General features: G+C 53.9%; 15 protein-coding genes. All 15 read right to left on the reverse strand.

Annotation, left to right across the window (positions count from 1 at the left end):
- Positions 1–242 precede the first annotated feature (242 nt).
- Positions 243–566, reverse strand: a complete 324-nt coding sequence (locus tag JRF57_14660) for a DUF4387 domain-containing protein (GenBank protein ID MBW2304942.1) — start codon at positions 564–566, stop codon at positions 243–245.
- An 11-nt stretch (positions 567–577) separates the two neighbouring features.
- On the reverse strand, positions 578–1,939 hold the full coding sequence (locus JRF57_14665) for an acyclic terpene utilization AtuA family protein (protein ID MBW2304943.1): 1,362 nt from the start codon (positions 1,937–1,939) through the stop codon (positions 578–580).
- Positions 1,940–2,016: 77 nt separating this feature from the next.
- Positions 2,017–2,766: a gamma-glutamyl-gamma-aminobutyrate hydrolase family protein gene (locus tag JRF57_14670; protein MBW2304944.1), complete on the reverse strand. Its 750-nt coding sequence runs from the start codon at positions 2,764–2,766 to the stop codon at positions 2,017–2,019.
- Complete coding sequence (locus tag JRF57_14675; GenBank protein ID MBW2304945.1) at positions 2,763–3,773, reverse strand: ABC transporter ATP-binding protein; 1,011 nt, start codon at positions 3,771–3,773, stop codon at positions 2,763–2,765. Before JRF57_14675 ends, JRF57_14670 begins: the two co-directional genes overlap by 4 nt.
- On the reverse strand, positions 3,757–4,782 hold the full coding sequence (locus JRF57_14680) for an ABC transporter ATP-binding protein (GenBank protein MBW2304946.1): 1,026 nt from the start codon (positions 4,780–4,782) through the stop codon (positions 3,757–3,759). The genes JRF57_14675 and JRF57_14680 overlap by 17 nt, the downstream gene beginning before the upstream one ends.
- The gene (locus JRF57_14685; protein MBW2304947.1) at positions 4,779–5,669 is read right to left on the reverse strand and encodes an ABC transporter permease; all 891 of its coding nucleotides are present in this window, start codon (positions 5,667–5,669) and stop codon (positions 4,779–4,781) included. Before JRF57_14685 ends, JRF57_14680 begins: the two co-directional genes overlap by 4 nt.
- Before the next feature lie 40 nt (positions 5,670–5,709).
- Positions 5,710–6,717 (reverse strand): ABC transporter permease, encoded by a 1,008-nt coding sequence (locus tag JRF57_14690; GenBank protein ID MBW2304948.1) that lies wholly within the window; start codon positions 6,715–6,717, stop codon positions 5,710–5,712.
- 18 nt (positions 6,718–6,735) lie between these two features.
- Positions 6,736–8,295: a peptide ABC transporter substrate-binding protein gene (locus tag JRF57_14695; GenBank protein ID MBW2304949.1), complete on the reverse strand. Its 1,560-nt coding sequence runs from the start codon at positions 8,293–8,295 to the stop codon at positions 6,736–6,738.
- Between the two features lie 668 nt (positions 8,296–8,963).
- Positions 8,964–9,977 carry a 2-hydroxyacid dehydrogenase gene (locus tag JRF57_14700; GenBank protein MBW2304950.1) on the reverse strand — a complete coding sequence of 338 codons (1,014 nt, stop codon included), beginning with the start codon at positions 9,975–9,977 and terminating at the stop codon, positions 8,964–8,966.
- 56 nt (positions 9,978–10,033) lie between these two features.
- Positions 10,034–11,221 (reverse strand): pyridoxal phosphate-dependent aminotransferase, encoded by a 1,188-nt coding sequence (locus JRF57_14705; protein ID MBW2304951.1) that lies wholly within the window; start codon positions 11,219–11,221, stop codon positions 10,034–10,036.
- A gap of 454 nt (positions 11,222–11,675) precedes the next feature.
- Positions 11,676–11,912, reverse strand: coding sequence for a 4Fe-4S binding protein (locus tag JRF57_14710; protein ID MBW2304952.1), 237 nt, complete (start codon positions 11,910–11,912; stop codon positions 11,676–11,678).
- Between the two features lie 14 nt (positions 11,913–11,926).
- Positions 11,927–13,564: an FAD-binding protein gene (locus tag JRF57_14715; protein ID MBW2304953.1), complete on the reverse strand. Its 1,638-nt coding sequence runs from the start codon at positions 13,562–13,564 to the stop codon at positions 11,927–11,929.
- Between the two features lie 128 nt (positions 13,565–13,692).
- On the reverse strand, positions 13,693–15,615 hold the full coding sequence (locus JRF57_14720; protein ID MBW2304954.1) for a TRAP transporter fused permease subunit: 1,923 nt from the start codon (positions 15,613–15,615) through the stop codon (positions 13,693–13,695).
- Between the two features lie 270 nt (positions 15,616–15,885).
- Complete coding sequence (locus JRF57_14725) at positions 15,886–16,917, reverse strand: hypothetical protein (protein ID MBW2304955.1); 1,032 nt, start codon at positions 16,915–16,917, stop codon at positions 15,886–15,888.
- A 182-nt stretch (positions 16,918–17,099) separates the two neighbouring features.
- Positions 17,100–18,113, reverse strand: a complete 1,014-nt coding sequence (locus tag JRF57_14730; protein MBW2304956.1) for an amidohydrolase — start codon at positions 18,111–18,113, stop codon at positions 17,100–17,102.
- Between the last annotated feature and the right edge of the window lie 3 nt (positions 18,114–18,116).

Here is an 18,116-nt window from a genome sequence, read left to right on the forward strand (position 1 = left end):
TCTTCCGCCTCCGCCACGGCTACTGCGTGACAGGCTGCGTCAGGCTCAAATTTTAATCCTCGAAATACTTCAATGTATGGATGCTTGTCCCGCTTGGTATCCCAAGCGGGGCGGTTAAAATTTTCGCCTTCCTTGACCTTGCACAAATTTTCTCATTTATGGATGGACACTAGTTACACAGGAGGTGGCTGGTTAAGGTCCTTGGGAGACCGGCCAGCCGAATGCACTATAACCATGAAAATTTACTTCTCTACCGGAACCTCCAAATCCAATAGAGGTGCATACTGCTGGGCGCCGAAGATGTCTCCGTCACCAGGGCTGCCGCTGGGGCGGGTTCGATATATGGTGAATTTGATCGCGCAAGCAGGATCGAAGTTGACAAAATCGGATATACGGTCAAGGCCGATTCCATAAAGTTTTGCAATGGACTCCCGGCTTATGGCCCCGCTGGCCTTGACCCTTTCGTAAACGGCCTTTTCCGGAAATATGATATCAAAGGTTATTTTGTCAACACCCGCGTTTTTAGACCGGATGGTCTTGGCAAGCTGGGAAAGTCTGGCGGTCATCTTCTACCTCCTTATGCACCGGCTTCGGTCAGATGAGTTGAAAAGAGTTCCAGGGGGTCATCCAAGGCTACGGTATGGTTTATGGTCCACCGGTAGGCGGGAGTAGCGGCCAAGACTTCGTCCACGATAAAAGAGACGCCTCCGGCCGTGCCTTTGACTTCAGGCAGCCGGGCGTAAAACATCTGGCGGGTCCCGATCATGCATACTTCTTCAGCCATCTCCTTGCTGGGAGCAACACCCTGGACCACCACGCACAATTCATGGCCCGGTTTGTCTTTCAATGGTTCCAGGTCGCCCATGACGCCGTTTCGGCCGAAGACGTTGTAGTACAGTTCGTATCCCTCTTCACCGAACCGTTCCCGGACCTGTTCGCGGGCCCAATCAATCACCTGGTCGATATGGGCGATGGTGTAAGGATCGCGCACGCCGGCCAAGCCGATAAAACGCTCGCCGACCTTACCCGAGCCCTCGAGTTTCACCCGGAACTCCTTGGCCGGATGGAAGGTGGGACCGGTGATACGGGTGGTTTTGGGATCAATCTGTTCGTACCGGCAGTTGCTCATATCCAGACGCCCCCCGGCCACGTATTCGTCATACGGATTGGACCGTTCGTACATGGCGTGGCCGGCTACCGAAGCCACCGTGCAGCGCTGGTTTGGATGCATGGCCGTGATCTTGACGTCTTCCATCGATATCTCACCAATAACCGTTTCCTTGCCGCCATAGGGCTCAGCGCAAAAGGAGGCACATTCCAACACCTTGCCCAAATAATAGGACAAGTCTTCCGGAAATCCCGCTCGAATGGCCGGGCCGGCGAATATGGCGCAATCGCTGCTCCGCCCGCCGATAATGACCTCGGCTCCCAGATCGAGCAATTTTATATAGGGATGAACACCGGCCATGGCCACTATCCGGTCCGTAGCCTCCAATTCTTCAATAGTCAGGGCCGGGCGATTATCCAATCCTTCTACCGTTTGGCCGGCTTCTATCTTTTTTTTCAGGAATTCCTTGCTCACTTCAGAATAGAAATATCCGATTTTGAACTTGGACATGCCATGTTTTTTGGCCAGATCTTTGATAATTTCAACATAGAGGTCCACTCGGCTGTTTGTCCCGGTATCACCGGCCGAACCGATGATCATGGGAACACCTAGTTTTCGGGCAGCCAGAAGCATTAGTTCGAGGTCGTGACGCTGCCATTCGAGCGGACTGGTCGATGTGTCCATACCAAGGGGACCCGGCCCGATATCATCGCTGCCGGAATCGGCCAGGATAAAATCGGGCTGTGTTTCAACACCCAGGTAAAAGCTTTCCTTTTTGATGGGGGCGAACCCCAGATGCCCGTTCGGGCACATAAAACGTAGTGTTTTCATTTTTTCTTTTCCCGCATACCTTAAAATCAGGCCGACCCTCCGCCTTGATTCAGCCTCAAGGGGCAGGCCTGTTTGGTCTAAGCCGGCGCTGAAAATCGCCGGGCTTGGTTTATAAGCTCCTCAAATAATTGCAAAAACTTAGGCTCATCCGGATACAGCCATTCCGGATGAAACTGCAACCCAAGAACAAAAGGTTCAACAGCACTTACAGCTTCAATCACCCCGTCTTCCGAAAACGCGGCCGCCGTGAATCCATCCGGTACGTCAGCCACGGCCTGGCGGTGAAAACTGTTGACCCGGGCCCGAGGCCCCAGGCATTGTGCCGGGAAGGTCCCGGGTCTCAATTCGATTTCATGGCTGGGTATCTCCGGAGAGAGGTGCTGGTAATGGTCAAGCCTTCCCCTTCCCTCCACATGAATGTTCAAGGTTAAACTTCCGCCCAGGGCTTCGACCAGGGTTTGATGCCCCCGGCAGATGCCCATTATGGGCATACCACTTTTATAGGCCTCTCGAACCAGTTGAACTTCATAATCATACCGCTCTGGATCCATCTCCCTTAGGGTGGGTTCAAGCTGAGTGGTGAACGCACCGGCGGGCAGGTCCGTGCCGCCGCTCAGGAGCAGACCGTCTATGGCTTTCACCACTTCCCCGGGATCCGAAGCAAATTCCTGGTGGGAGGGCAACAATACGGGCAATCCGCCGGCGTCCTTCACCGCCCGGGCGTATTGGGCCACCACTCGAAAAAAAGTCCTGGCCCTGCCCGAGTGGTCACGCAGTTTGGCTATATGAGAGGAAATACCGATTACGGGTTTAGCGGAAACACTCATGACTTTTCCCCCACAGCCGTATCACTGCAATGGAAGCATGCCACACGGTGGGTCTTGCTGATTTCGGTCCATCCAGGTGTCTGCACTTCACATATCCGGTCTTTCTTCTCCGGGCAGCGAGTGTGGAAGTAACATCCCGTTGGAGGATCCAAAGGGCTGGGAACCGTGCCTTTCAAGACCAGCCGCTCCTGTATCCCTCTGCGGCGGTCCAGCCTGGGGATGGCCGACAACAAGGCCTTGGTGTAAGGGTGGTGGGGGTATTGAAAAATTTCATCACTTTCTCCGATTTCGACCACCTTGCCCAGGTACATGACTGCAACCCGGTTGGAAATATGCCAGACCACGCGCAGGTCGTGGGCGATGAAAAGATAGGTCAGATGAAATTCTTTTTTTAATTCTTCCAGCAACTGTATGATCTGGGCCTGAACGCTGACGTCCAGGGCGCTTACCGGTTCGTCGGCGATTATCAATTTGGGTCGTACGGCCAGGGCCCGTATGATGCTGATGCGCTGCCGTTGCCCTCCGGAAAGCTGGTGAGGATAGGCATCGATGAACCGTGTCGGCAACGACACCCGCTTCAGCAGAGAAATGATTTCAGATTCCTGTTCCTCGAAGTCGTTTACACCGCGGGCTTCCAGGGCCGCCCCGATTATTTGACGGACCGATTTGCGGGGATTCAGACTCGAGTACGGATTTTGAAAAATAACCTGCATCTCTTTTCGCAAACGGCGCAACCGACTACCGCCCACGTAACTGATGTCATCGCCCAAAAAGGATATTCGTCCCGACGTGGGCTCTGAGAGGCGAATAGCCACCCGGCCCAGGGTTGATTTTCCGCTTCCGGATTCCCCCACCAGTCCCAGGGTCTCGTTTTCATAGATATCCAATGTAACGCCGTTTACGGCGTGAACCAGGCGGTCCTTCTGGCCGGTCAACAGCCGCCCGATCAGACTGGCCCGCAAAGGGAAATGCTTGGTCAGGTCTTGTACGCTAAGCAGTGGTTTCATAACTGGTTATTTCCCGGCACTTAAAGCAACATGCCTCATGACCCGGTTCAACAACTTCAAGCTGAGGAGAACTCCTGTAGCACATGTCCTCGGCTTGAGAACACCTATTGGCGAAGACGCATCCCAAGGGCAGGCTGGCCAGGTCCACTTCACCGGGGATGGGTTGAAGTGGACGCCGTCCGAAACGCATTCGAGGCAAGGCGTTGAGCAACCCTATGGTGTATGGATGCCTGGGTCGATCGATCACGTCGGCCACACTGCCCTGCTCCAGGATTCGACCAGCGTACATAACTGCTATCCGGTCGCAAAATTCCGAAGCTAGAGACAGATCGTGGGTCACCAGGATTATGGCAGTGCCGCGTTCCTGGTTGATCCGTTCGAGAAGCGCCATGATCTGGGCCTGTACCGTCACGTCCAGGGCGGTGGTGGGTTCGTCGGCCAGGAGAATGTTGGGATTGCAGGCAAGGGCGATAGCGATCACCGCCCGTTGTTGCATGCCGCCTGAAAACTCGTGAGGGAAAGCTTCATATCGTTCCTCCGCCGAAGGGATCCCCACCTCATCCATCAGTTCTAAGACTCTTCGGCGCTCCGCCGCCCGACGCTTCTTCTCAAACACGAACAGGGATGAATTGGCGGTGAATACATTATGAACGCGCAGGCTCTCACGTATCTGGTCGCCCACTTTGTATACCGGGTTGAGAGTAGTCATGGGGTCCTGGAAGATCATTGCTATGTCCTTGCCCCGCAACGCCCGCATCTCACCCGGCTTGAGTCCCAACAACTCGGTCCCCTGATATGTAATTCCGCCCTGAGCGATCAGGCCCGGGTGCGGGACCAAGCGCAGGATGCTCAGCAGCGTCATGGACTTACCGCTGCCCGATTCTCCGACCAGCCCCAGGCGCTGCCCTTTTTCCAAGGTAAGGCTGACCTGATTGACCGCCCTCACCAGTCCGCGTCTGGTGGGGAATTCCACCGTCAAGTTTTTCAATTCCAAGACAGGTTCGTTCATGTCTGTAGCTTGAGTCTCGGGTCCAAAACTTCACGCAGACCTTCACCTAAAAGATTGATTGCCAGAACCAGCGCCACCAGAACCAGGCCGGGGATGGTGCTGACCCACCAGGCGATGAACAGCACGTTGCGACCTTCACTGATCATCGATCCCCAGGCCGGAATGGTGGGCGGCACGCCCACGCCTAAAAAGGAAAGTGATGCCTCAAGCACGATCAGAAAACCTACCCGCAGGGTGGCCAGCACGATGACCGAAGCCGTGATATTGGGCAGGATTTCGCTCAGCATGATCCGCAGTCCCGGCTGTCCCAAAGACCTGGCCGCCTCGACGTATTCCCTGGTCGCTTGAGAGAAGGTCTCCCCGCGGGCCATACGAAAAAACTCGACCCAACCACGCAAGGCCAGCGCCCATACCAGGTTCCAAAACCCGGGACCCAGAAAAGCCATCATGCCGATTGCCGAAATCAGGTACGGAAAGGCCATCAGCAATTCACTGAACCGGGAAAGAACAGTGTCCAGCCAGCCCCGGTAGTACCCGGCCACAAGCCCAAGACTGACTCCAAACAACACGCACAGCCCCACCGAAAGCAAACCCACCAGGATGCTCACCCGGGCGCCGTATATCGTCCGGGAAAGAATGTCCCGTCCCAGGGCGTCGGTCCCGAACCAATGCCTGCTGTCCGGCGGGAGAAGTCGCTGGGTCAAATCACTTTCGTTGGGTTGGAAAGGCGCCACCCAGGGGGCGAAAATGGCCATGACCACATAAAGGATAACTACCAGGCCGGAAATCAAGGCTGCGGGATTCCGGCGGAGTTCTTCACAAACCCCGAACAGGTTCCGCCCGGTGCGAACGGCGTGAAGCGTTAGAGTTTTGCTGACGGCGGTCATAGAAGTCCCTATGTTCTTGGTTCTGTCAAAACGACATTACTTACAGTTCGATCTTGGGGTTTAAATAGGTATAGACCACGTCCACTGTCAGATTCGCCATAACATAGGTAAGGGCGTATAGCATCACTGCCGACTGAACCACCACGTAATCACGGCTGAAGATCGAACTGACAACCAGTCGACCCAACCCCGGCCAGGAAAAGATGGTCTCAACGATCATGTTGCCCCCCAGCAGTTTGCCGACTTCAAGGCCGGCGACGGTTACGGCCGGGATCATGGCGTTTCTGAGGGCATGTTTGATGATGACCGCCGTTTCCGGCACGCCTTTGGCCCGTGCCGCCGTGACATACTCCATGCGCATTACTTCAAGCATGGACGAGCGGATTACACGGGCCAAAACGGCGGCAAAGGCCACCCCCAGGGTGGTGGCAGGAATCAGCAGGTGTTTAACAGCGTCCCAGAAGGCCGCCCAGTTGCCTGTCAGGATTGCATCCAATGTGAGGAATCCTGTCACACGAGCGATGGTGAAGTCGGATCCAAGTCGGCCGGACGTTGGGAACCATCCTAAATGGACGCAGAATACCAATATCAGGATCAACCCCAGCCAGAAATTGGGCATACTGATTCCCAAAAGGGCCCCGGACATGGTGGCCCTGTCAAAGATTGAACCAGGCCTCAGGGAAGTAAGGACCCCCACCGGCAGGGCGATCAGTATGGCCATGAAAACGGCGGCCAGTGTCAGTTCGACGGTGGGAGGAATCGTCTCGAGGATCAACTCGAGCACCGGCTGGCGTTTGACTACAGAGTAACCCAGGTCCCCCTGAAACAACCCGCTTATAAAAAGCCACAACTGTTTGGGCAAAGGCTCGTCCAGGTGAAGTTCCTGCCGGAGGCTCTCCATTTCGGATATCGAGGCCGCTGAATCACCCAGCATGATTTCCACCGGGTCTCCGGGCAGGAGGCGCATGAAGAAGAATACAATGATCAACACCCCCAAAATAACCGGTATGGACCCCAGCAACCGTTCTATCACCCGGACGAGTCTCATGATCCGTCACCCTCACTACTACTTGGTCTCGTAACCCGCCTCTTTTAATAATGCTTTGGCCTTTTCCGGATCGTACGGATACGGTTTCAGGTCCGGATCGTAACCGAAACCGCTAGGCAGAAAACACGTGGCCAGTCTGGTCCCGTAACCGCGATAGATGTTCTTGAGAATACTGTCCCAATCAATGGCGTAGTTGATGGCACGGCGCACCCTGACGTCATCAAAGGGCGGTTTGGAATTATTAAATTCGATCTGGTAAGACCGTGTCCCCTCAACCGACAACACTTTGACCTTCTTGCTTTTGGACAAACGGTCAACAAGGTCCATGGGAACGGCCTGAATGATCGATACCTCACCCGCCAGAATGGCCGCAACCCTGGTGGATGGCTCAGGAATGGCCCGGAATACCGCACGCTTCACCTTAGCGGGTCCCACCGGCGGCAGGTCTGGGGAGCCGCCGTAATAATCATCGAACCGCTCCATGACCACTTCGTCATCCAGCTTGCCCCGGACAAATTTAAACGGCCCCGCGCCGATCGGCTTGCGGGCGAAGGCCTCATCACCCACTGTTTCGATATATTTCTTTGGAACGATCTGGAAATGAACCAGGGCCTGAAGAAAAGTGGGGAAAGGTTTATCCAGAATGAATCGGACCTGCCGGTCGCCCGCTTTCTCCACCCGGGACAGAGGCCCCAAGAGCCCTTTGCGTGGACTGGACTTGCCGCCGACACCCCCTTCTTTAAGAACCCGGTTAAAAGTGAAAACCACGTCTTCCACTGTCACAGGTTGGCCGTTGTGGAACTTGGGGCCTTTCCGCAAGGTGAAAATATACGTCTTTTCATCCGGCATCTTCCATGATTCGGCAAGCTCGGGAACGACCTTTGATGCCCTGGTTCGCGTCACCAAACCGTCAAACATATTACGGATCACGGTTTCCGTGTTCCGGCTCCGATGCATGGCCGGATCCAAACTCACAAACGCATTGACGTTCATGCCCACCACAAGGGTATCGCCTTTCTTTAGACCCACGTCATGAAGGTTGATCCGGTTGCCCATGGACGGCGCAAAACCTTCCACTTCCACACGGGCCGCCTCGATATTGGGCAGAACATAACCAAAAGCCCATGGTGCGTCATCAAAAATGGTCTTCTGAACCAAATAATAGGCTTTTCTCCTTACCTCAGGGTCGGTTGACGATCCCCCCCTCTTCAACGCCTCATCAACCTTTGGGTTGGAATAAAAAGAAAAATTACCCCGGCCCCCGGTTGTCAACTTGGGATTGCCCAGATCGTACGGATCGAAGTAAGCACTGCCCCAGTCCGTCAGGTAGGCCGCTCGGTATCCTTTCTTCACCTGGTCTCTTAGCACAACCTTTTCCCATATTCTGACCTCGACCTGAATCCCCAGCTTCTTCAACTGCCCGGCAATGGCCTGAGCCTCCAACTGCCGATAAGGCGGCGCATCCAAAGTAAAGACCAGCTTTTTGGCCTTAGCCTCTTGGAAGAAGCCGCCGCCCCAGAAAATACCCAGCGCCAGGGCCAATACCAAAGTCATCCGTAATTTTTTGGCCTTTCCCATCTTACACCTCCTTGTCTCCCGGGTTTGATCTTTTTGTTGCAAGTCTCTGACCCCTACACCATTTGTTGCAAACACGGATGTCATAGTCTCCTGGTTTTGTCAAGGAAAAATTTTATCAGCCTTCGCAGAAAACCATGGGCTTGCCCGTGGATAAATGTGCAAACATTTGTTGTGCTACGGCGTGATGTCGCCCAAAGCCTAAGACGGATACCCGCGACGTAGCCGAAGGCAAAGACGGGTATTTTGGGGGACCATGGGTCTACCCGTGGGGCTTCATTGTCCCGTTAGGGGCATGAGCGAAACCTCCACCTTCAGGCGAAAATTTCAACCCAGATTATGCATGACAGATTATGCATGACAAATTTTGAATGAATTCGATGTCTTCGGACTGCACCCGTTTTTTATACCAGGATTCAAGGGGTCGAGGTAGAAAACCGGCATTGACAGGATGGATCAAATTCGAGGGGGGGGCAGGATTTGGACGAAAGGGGGCCCGTCTTTCCGGGGCAACTTCAGGGAGACCTTTGAAAAACGTCCTCTTTTGCCCAATCTCTGCGTCAGACTCAAATTTTAATCCTCGAAATACTTCAATGTATTCCTGCGGTTAAAATTTTCGCCTTCCTTGACCTTGAACAAAATTGAACATTTTTCAAAGGTCTCTCAGGGTTTCAGGATGAAGGTTTTCGGGCCTCCATAACTCCGTTTACCACGTATCTGGGGGGTTCACCCCTGGTAACTCCAGCGATGTTTTCAAGGCCCGCGCTCAACATTCGGTGAAAAGCCCCCCGGGTGATACCGGCCACATGGGGTGTGATCAAGAGCCTGTCACGGGCCTCCGCCGAAAGGTTCAGGAGAGGATGATCGGCGGGAGGAGGTTCAGGAGATATAGTGTCAACGGCTGCTCCCCCGATTCGACCCTCTTCAAGTGCTGCTGCAAGGGCTTTGGAATCCACTATCTCTCCTCTGGCCGTGTTTATCAGAATGGATCCGGGAGGCATGCGATCCAGCTCCCGCTTCCCGATCAGATGCCGTGTTTTCGGATGCAGGGGGACATGGAGACTGATCACGTCGCATGTTGAGAGCAGTTCGTCAAGGTCCATGTAAGTAACCCCCAGATCGGCCTCCACGGTTTCAGGAGCGCGCAGCACATCATAATAAAATATCTCAGCCCCAAGCAACTTGACCAAACGCGCCACTTCCCGACCTATGGCTCCCAGCCCCACGATACCCATCCGGGTATCCCGCACTTCCTGGAGGCCTTCCTTGAAGTACTTTTCCCTTATAGAGGCGTAATTCCCGGCCTTCACCTCCCTGTCGCAGATCACCATGCGACGTTGAAAGGCAACGAGTAGGGCCAGAGTATATTCCGCCACCGTTTTATTGTTTTGACCGGGAGCGTTGCATACCGGGATCCCATAAAGGGCGGCGCTTTCGGCATCGATCCTGTCATAACCCACGCCCGCACTCTGGATCATCTGGATGCTGGGAATGTTTTCCAGGATTCTCGGGGTGATCACAGGAAAGGAGGCGGGAAGGAAAAGGAAATCCATCCCTCGGCAGACCTCAATGACCTCCTCCTCGGTGACGGCATGCCTGAAGTGCATCTCCAGCTCCCCTGGAAACCGTACACCTGAATCCTCGAACCGCTTTCGCGGCAATATGCTCATGACCTTGGCCTTCATGCCTTCTCCTCGGTTGGCCGGACCTTTTTTCCCGCCAAGTTTCTCCTTCCGAAAACTCAGCCCAAGAGTTCTTTCATGACCCTGGTGATCCGCTCCATGCCTATACGGCACTCTTCAAAAGACGTTGCGTAGGAGAGGCGAAGATATCCCTCCCCCCTTCTTCCAAATGTCACACCGGGGACAAGGGCCACACCTCCTTTTTCCAGGAGGAGATCGGCCACTTTCCGGCAATCCATACCAGGGACGTCAAACCTGACGAACACGTAGAAGGCTCCTTTTGGGGTGGTCGTGCATTCCAGTCCTGGACAGGCGGATATGGCATCCAGGACAAGTTTTCTCCTCTCGTCGAACTTCTCCACCATCTCTTCCACACACTCTTGTGGACCTTCCAAAGCCGCGATGGCCCCTGCCTGGGCAAAGGAGCATATCGAAAGAAGGATATTTTGCTGAACCCTGACCGCGGCCTCTACCAAGTCGGCGGGGGCCGCGAGGTAACCGATACGCCACCCCGTCATGGAATAGGTCTTGGAAAGGGATCCCCAGATTACGGTCCTCTCTTTCATTTCCTCCATGGCGGCAGGGCTAACGAACTCGGCCCCGTCATAAAGGATCCGATCATAGGCCTCATCCGAGAAAAGGACCAGGTCCCGTTCCTTGGCGAATCTGCAAACCTCCCTGATCTGATCGGCCGTCATGACTCCCCCGGTTGGATTCTGGGGGGAATTGACGATTATTCCCCTGGTACGATCCGTTACAAGTCGGCCGGCTACCTCAAGGTCAGGTGCGAAGTTCTCCTCCTCCAGCAAAGGAATGGGCACAGGGATCCCGCCTGCCAACCGGATACATGAGGTGAACTGGCTGTACCCGGGGTCCGGAACCAGGATCTCGTCGCCGGGTTCCAGGAAAGCACTAAGGCTCAGGTACATGGCCTCCTGGCCGCCACCCGTCGCCATGATCTCCTTTTTCGAATCATACGCAAGCCCCTTGTACTCCTTCAGGTGTGCGGTCAAGGCCTCCAGAAGCCTGGGCATCCCGGCATTGGGGGTATAATGAACCATCCCCTTGTCCATGGCCTCCATTGCGGCTTCCTTGATATGCCGGGGAGTATCGAAATTGGGTCTTCCAACCCCGAAATTTATAACCTTGACCCCCTTTGCCTCCAACCGGAGAGCCTTGTTAAAAACCTCCCGTATCCCGGATCCAGGGATCTCTTTCATCCGCTCCGCCGCCAGGGAACGCTTCATCTCTTTTCTCCTTTCCTCATCCCTCCAGTGGGCGCAAGAGGATCAACAGGTTTCTCCTTGAATTCACCATAGACTCGATTTCCACGGGGAAAACCAACCGCAGACATTATCCCAAATTATGATCCCATGAAAAAGCTACCTCCCTTTTTGTTGCTCGACGATACAATCGAGGATGAAAGAAAACCAAAGCAAGGAGGTAGCCACGATGTATTATACAGGAATCGATCTGCACAAGAAAACATCTTACATAACCACCATTATTAAAGCATTCTGAAAGCACCCGATGGGTGAAGGGTAAAAGGGATGTTTCCTCCGCTACGTTCCCGCCAAACAGCCGGCGGGCAAGCATTCACACATAATTTGGGGTTATTTCATAGTAAAAGACTCAACCCGAATTCTGCAAGCCTCAAGTTTGCATCCTAACGGGTTCAGGAGTGGTTATGCAAGTTTGTGTTCAAAGAACCTTGACCTCTTCAGAAGGTTTATAAACCAAGAGCATTGGTAGCGGAATTCTCAGGGTGATGGCCTGGGTCGGGCAGATATATACACAACCCGCAAAATGGCTGCACTCCTTGGGGTAGGTCACGGTAGGGATCTCTCCCTTTTTTGACCCATAGTATACGTCTTCCGTGCAGAGATCGACGCACTTGCCGCACTTGTTGCACTTTTCAGGATCGATTACGGGTGGCATTATCTTCTCCTCCTTCAGTAAGGTCTCCACTGGAGCATATTTTGCCCGTTTCTGTTGCAAATGATGTGGGCCTGGTTCAGGGTCGGGTTGGTGAAGGGATAATCCGGCCGCACGTGCAGGCCCCGGGTCTCTTTTCTGTCCAAAGCCATGATGAAAGTGATCTCTCCCAGGTCCAGCATGTTGAGAACTTCCAGGCATCGGCCCAGTTCGTGGGGATTTCTCGCAAGCATGGAGGCATGGGCCTTCTCCTTTATCCTCCGCAGGTGATGAAGTCCCTGCAACAGGAGACTCTCGTTCCGGACATGTCCGGCATAATCCAGCATGGTCTGCTGAAGGGCCACATTGGTCTCTTCCCAGTCCGGTCCGATCTCCCGACCCCGGATCTGATCGATCATGGCCTTTTTCTCTTCAATAAAAGAACGATGGACTTCCAAGTCCGGGTCAGAGAGGCCGTCCACATACTTTGCGGCGTTCTCTCCGCCTATGTAACCGAAGGTGGCGGCAGCCGAGATATCCCCGAAGGCTTCGTCACCTGCGGCATAAAGCCCTTTGAGGGTCGTTTCCGCCCTCTCATTGGCAACGATCAACCCACCCCCTCGGAGGGGATAGGTTGCGAACTCAATCGGATGCTTCCTGAGATCTATGCCTTCCTCTTTCATATGGTCGAGGAGGGACACATTTCCCTCATGAACGAACCAGTGGAGCATGTATTCCAGGTCTTCTTCTTCAATCCCCCTGCAATCCATATACAAAGGGCCCTTTCCGGATTTGGTGTACTGTTCAGGGACCAGTTTGTTGACCTCGCAGATCATGTCTCCGTATTTCCGGTCGGGCTTGGTGACAAAGGTTCCCGCGGGTTTCCCGTCCCAGCCCCTCATGACACCGACCCAGGTGGCCTGTCCGAACTTTGCGAAGTACTTCGGGCCGATGTGCCGCTGGGGCATCTCCAGATTCTGCAATTCGGCCCCGGCCCTGTAAGCCATGGCCCGTCCATCCCCCGTCTGGACTCCGCCATGGGGATCGTTGAACATCCATCCCGGGGTCAGGCAGGGATAGAGTCTGGAACACTTGCCGGTACCCAGCAAAACGGCCTTGGCCTGGAACACGTACACCTTGTCTTCCCGGGTGTGGACACCAATAGCTCCAACAATGGAATCGCCTTGCCTCAACAAATCGAACACCATCACCCGGCCCATGATCTCCGCCCCGCGATCCTTGGCTTGCTTTACCAGGACCTTTTTCTGGAAACGTCCCTCGTACTTGATGTGGGTGAAGGGACGGCCCGGGAACGAGTGTCCGGCAAACTCCCATTTTCCCTTGTACTTCATGGGGATCCCATAGCTGTCCCACAGCTTGACGATGTCATAGGCTTTGGTGAACTGGGCCCTCAGGAGATCTTTGCTTATGAGGATTTCCCCCTTTGCAGTCCTGAGAAGTTCCTCGATCCAGGTATCCCGGTCTTCACCATGAACCTCAGGGATCCAGGTCTCAAAGTGGTCGTTTCCCATCCTTCCGCAGCCGCTATAAAGGGGATTCCCTTTTTCCGCTACAACCACTTTGGCACCCATTTCCCTCGCCCGAATGGCTGCCATAAGACCGGCGATGCCACCACCGATGCAAAGCACATCCGTTTTCACAATTTCTTCTTGCATGTCATTGCTCCCATTGTAAATACACAATTTACTCCGCCTCTGCGGCCCTTAAAACCTCTCCAGGATCCCAGACAAGAAGATCCCCGGAGGAGCGTCCTTTGCGGTACCCGCTGAGGCGCCATTATTCATCAGGATAGGGCCGGATTCACGGCCTTTTTCTCCCTTACTTGCCAGAACACAAAAAAAGTCATTACCGCGATGCCCACTGCAAACCAGAGGACGTGATGCGTATAGATGTAAACCATAAGGAAAAGAGGTGAAAGGAAAATGAAAATGCGTTCCTTAAAATCAAGAGCCCTCAGGAAATATCCGACGATAGCCTGCTGCAGGCCCAGGAAGATAATGGGACACGCCGTCAGAGACAGGACGACAAACCAGGGATCCTGGAAGTTGAAGGTCAGCCCTGGTACGAATACTATGAGGAAGGGAAGAAGAAATCCCGCAAGTCCCGCTATGGCGGCCTCCACCGATGTCCTCATATAGTTACCTCCCGAGATCTGGGATGCAAAAATCGCTGGTATGGCGATAGGTGGTGTGATGTTTGCAAAGACCGCGGCATAGAGGACAAAGTAATGGGCCTGTAATCGGGGAACACCCATCTTGATCAGAATGGGGGCGGCCGTGATGGCGACCAGCAGATAGGCCGCCGAAGTAGGTATTCCGCACCCGAGTACTATGCAGATCAGAAACGTAAAGACAAGCAGCAGCAGAAGGTTGTTCCCGCAAAGGGCCACGATGGCCGAAGGCAGCTTGATTCCCAGGCCTGTCATGGTGATTGTGATAATCACCAGCCCCAGCACGGCGCATATACAGGCCACCTTGCTGCCGATTTCAGCACCACGGCAAAGTCCGTCTATCAGGCTTGAAAAGGAAGGTCGTGTCTTCTTCCTGACCATGCTGATAACGAGAAGAATGATTGTACCCCAGAAGGCGGCAAGTGTGGGGGTGAATTCGAGCAGAAGCAGGATGGTCAGGATGATCAAGGGGCCGAAAAAGACCGGGGCCCTGACCATCAACTCCCGCTTGTCCACTTTAACGGTCTCCGCTTTGTGAATTCCGAGTTTTCCGGCCTGAAAGGTGACATACAGAGCCGCCGAAAACACATAGAGCAGTGCCGGTAGAATTGCTACGGCCACGATATTCTTGTAAGGAATACCGGTAAAACCCACCATTACGAAGGCCACGATGCCCATGACCGGAGGAACGATGGGCCCGCAGGTCGAGGCGGCGGTCTCAATTCCTCCTGCATGCTCAGGGGGGTATCCAGCCTTTTTCATAGCGGGGATTGTAAAGGACCCCGTGATCATGACATTGGGTCCGGGAAGACCGCTTACAGAGCCTACCAGGGCGCTCGTAAAAACCGCCGCCATGGCCGGTCCCGCCCGGAAGCGGTAAGACACCCAGTCTCCGATCATGCTGAAGAAGTCAACGGCCCCGGTGGCGCTCACAAGCATTGCAAAGACCATGAACATGAATATCAAGGTCGCCGAAATTGTGAGAAGATATCCGTAGATCCCCGATATTCCGAATGAAAGGGCAAGCCTTGAAATAATGAGGCTGGGTTCCATTTTCATGGCCTGGATGGGGCCGGGCAGTACGTAACCGAAGGCCGCATAGAGGATGAATACAGCGGCAAGTATCGGCAGGACAGGCCCTGCTGCCTCATAGCAGGCTACGAGACAAAGTATGATGAGAATGGCGCCTATCACAAGATCGGGTTTTGTGTTGAAAGACAGGCGGTAGAGCAGATCTTCATAAAATATCTGCACATACAGGATGCAGACCAGAGACAGCAAAGCCATGCCCAGTTTCAGCGCCCAGAACCTCGGATTTTTGCGGATCATGAACAGGTAGGTTAGCACGAGCCCGAATCCAAGGTGGGTGTTGGCGTGAAGATCCGGAGCCTGGATGAGAACCCGCACATAAACAAAGTGGTAAACTACCATTACAAGGGAAATTATCAGTATACTCCGGTTGAGTATTTTTTTCCCTGTAGAAATCTCATTGTCTTTTGCCGCCTCCCCGGCTGGATTCCTTGAAGGGGCGTTCATTTCGTTGATCTCCTTTCCTGATAGCCGCCCGGGCCTCCGGGCCGCGGCCCCGCGTCCCGGACGAACCGCCGCGGGAGGCGTTTTCATCCGGGCGATGGGGTCTCTTCCTGGAAATTCAAACGGGCATTTTCCCATTTTTCCGGGATGCTCAGTTTAGGTCCCTGCAGAAGGCTCAAGGCAACATGCACCCGAGAGCCGTTGTTGGGGGAAAGACTGCTTTCCGAATAAAATCGAAAAGCAGTCTCCTTTATAATGAACGGTTCTTGAAAATCAGCGTCCCACCTTTTTTCCCTTGGCTTCCAGGAATTTTACAACCGCCGGGTGGTAATCTTCTTTAGGTACCGGAAGATCACCGATGGTCTCCTTTGTGATGCCCCTTCCGACGGCATGGTAGTTTGCGAACTGATCGGCGTATTCGTAAATGATTCGGACGATTTCAGTCACGATGTCATCATCCATATCCTCGTGGACAAGCCAGCCCAGGGAGTTGAGGAACCCCTTGAATTTAGGCAAATCGGATTTTCCGATTTTTTTTGCCTTGCACCCGACAAGGGAGAGTGAAGTTGCCCCGGTCTTTTCCCGGGCAATGGCGACATCTTCGTCTTTGAGTTCCATTATGTAGACTTTCCGGGCCGCCAGGAGTCGCTCGAACGGCGGCATCGGCTTCCAGTCCTTGTATTCACCCGGACCCAATGCAACCGCCCCGGTCCATGTTACATCGATGGTGCCGTCCAGGAGTCTGTCCACTGCGATATTGGCGGTGTTGCCGTAGGTCAGCCTCACATCCTTGCGGTTATGCCAGACATAATCGATCATCCATTCCTGCATGAACTGGTTCGTGGAGCCCATGGTATCCAGACCCCAGACTTTTCCCTTCAGGTCCTTCCAGGTCTTGATTTTGGGATCCAGGGTGATCTGCGGAGAAGCGATGTTGGCCATAAGGCTCACCCATTTCGTCTTTTTCCATGGGCCGATCTTATCGTAGGGTTTCATGGCCAAGGCAAGTTGATCCACCCCGATTGTAACCGCCGACCCGAGGTACATGTTTTTCCTCTCGTCATGGCCGACAAGATACCTCAGGTTTTCGAAGGTGCTGGCGGTTTCAACGGCGTTGCATCGCAGCCATTTTGAATGCTTGTTGATTAACTCACTCAGGGCGAATCCAAGGGTGTACACCACCCCGCCGGAAGGCATGGTGTACAGGGTCAGGGTGACGGGTTTATGCTTCGAAGCCGAAAAGGCCGTAAAGGGCAACATGATCATCACCACGGCCAGTACCGCGACGATTGCGATCTTTTTCATTTGAACAAACCTCCTGTAATTGTGGTGATAGTTCTACGTGGTTCCCACTGGAACACCAATATGCCTCCTTTTCTTACCACCTCCTTTCCGTTCAATCAGGTGTTTCCATCCACTCCGGCCAGGGTCTCCGGATGGCCCAAGCGGCCGATTACTCGTCTGTTTTTCCCGCTCTGAAAATTCGATTAGAGACCGCACAAAGGCAATCTCAGCAATTGAACGGCATTTTCCCGGTAAATCTTCTTCTTATCTTCTTCATTCAGTCCCATGGCCTCGATCGACTCGATCGTGTCCCGAATGAGTCTTCGTCCGTTTTGGTTGTCGAATGGAAGATCGGTGCCGAAAAGCATCTGATCTATACCCGCAAAAGAAAGTCCGCATTGAAGTGCGGCCGTGTTTCCGTTTACAGCTGTATCGTAAAAGAAGCGTCGATAGTATTGAATGGCCTTGTCTTTCAAGTAAAAATCCCGATGTCCCATTCTCATCTCGTTGAAGTCGTCGTTCCAGTCGATCCGCCCGGCCAGGTAAGGAATCACGCCACCGCAATGGTGTGTGACGATCTTTAGCCCTGGAAGGCGTTCCATGACTCCGCCATACACGAGGCGGGTCATTGCCAGGGCTGTTGCATAGGGCCATCCCAGCTTCGTCCAGACACGGTACTTGGAAAATTCTTCTCCTTCGTAATCCGGGGTGGTCATCTCCCTCATGGGATGCATGAAAACGGGCCGGTCGAGTTCCACCATCTTTTCAAAAAGCGGGAAAAATTCTGGAGAATCCAGCGGCTTTCCGCAGATATCCGTGCTGATTTCCACGGCCCGCAGCCTCAGCTCCTTGATAGCCCTTTCAGCTTCCTCCAGGCTGGCGTCCATGTCGTTCAGGGGAAGCGTGGCGATTCCTGCCGCAAATCTTTCGGGATACTTGTGAACCAGCTCGGCCAGTTCATCGTTGGCTATCCGGGAAAGTTCCCTGGCAACATCTGGTGGAGCAATGGAATAGACAGCAGGTGCAGCGATGGAGACCACCTGGATATAGTCACCAAAGGCATCCATTACCCGAAAGCGGGCGTCCAGGTCCACCAGGGTCGGCACGGTCTGGGCATACCTGGCTGTATTGAGCCTTGGATCGCGGCCGGCTACCTTTTTCTCAAGCCCTTCCTGGTATTTTTTGGGAAGAATGTGGGTATAGGCATCGATAATCATTTT

The sequence above is a fragment of the Deltaproteobacteria bacterium genome (assembly GCA_019310525.1).
Classification (GTDB): domain Bacteria; phylum Desulfobacterota; class DSM-4660; order Desulfatiglandales; family HGW-15; genus JAFDEE01.

Excerpts from the sequence above, each read along its gene's own strand:
- JRF57_14660 (MBW2304942.1), bottom strand. The coding sequence starts at position 566 with ATGACCGCCAGACTTTCCCAGCTTGCCAAGACCATCCGGTCTAAAAAC.
- JRF57_14665 (MBW2304943.1), bottom strand. The coding sequence starts at position 1,939 with ATGAAAACACTACGTTTTATGTGCCCGAACGGGCATCTGGGGTTCGCC.
- JRF57_14670 (MBW2304944.1), bottom strand. The coding sequence starts at position 2,766 with ATGAGTGTTTCCGCTAAACCCGTAATCGGTATTTCCTCTCATATAGCC.
- JRF57_14675 (MBW2304945.1), bottom strand. The coding sequence starts at position 3,773 with ATGAAACCACTGCTTAGCGTACAAGACCTGACCAAGCATTTCCCTTTG.
- JRF57_14680 (MBW2304946.1), bottom strand. The coding sequence starts at position 4,782 with ATGAACGAACCTGTCTTGGAATTGAAAAACTTGACGGTGGAATTCCCC.
- JRF57_14685 (MBW2304947.1), bottom strand. The coding sequence starts at position 5,669 with ATGACCGCCGTCAGCAAAACTCTAACGCTTCACGCCGTTCGCACCGGG.
- JRF57_14690 (MBW2304948.1), bottom strand. The coding sequence starts at position 6,717 with ATGAGACTCGTCCGGGTGATAGAACGGTTGCTGGGGTCCATACCGGTT.
- JRF57_14695 (MBW2304949.1), bottom strand. The coding sequence starts at position 8,295 with ATGGGAAAGGCCAAAAAATTACGGATGACTTTGGTATTGGCCCTGGCG.
- JRF57_14700 (MBW2304950.1), bottom strand. The coding sequence starts at position 9,977 with ATGAAGGCCAAGGTCATGAGCATATTGCCGCGAAAGCGGTTCGAGGAT.
- JRF57_14705 (MBW2304951.1), bottom strand. The coding sequence starts at position 11,221 with ATGAAGCGTTCCCTGGCGGCGGAGCGGATGAAAGAGATCCCTGGATCC.
- JRF57_14710 (MBW2304952.1), bottom strand. The coding sequence starts at position 11,912 with ATGCCACCCGTAATCGATCCTGAAAAGTGCAACAAGTGCGGCAAGTGC.
- JRF57_14715 (MBW2304953.1), bottom strand. The coding sequence starts at position 13,564 with ATGCAAGAAGAAATTGTGAAAACGGATGTGCTTTGCATCGGTGGTGGC.
- JRF57_14720 (MBW2304954.1), bottom strand. The coding sequence starts at position 15,615 with ATGAACGCCCCTTCAAGGAATCCAGCCGGGGAGGCGGCAAAAGACAAT.
- JRF57_14725 (MBW2304955.1), bottom strand. The coding sequence starts at position 16,917 with ATGAAAAAGATCGCAATCGTCGCGGTACTGGCCGTGGTGATGATCATG.
- JRF57_14730 (MBW2304956.1), bottom strand. The coding sequence starts at position 18,113 with ATGATTATCGATGCCTATACCCACATTCTTCCCAAAAAATACCAGGAA.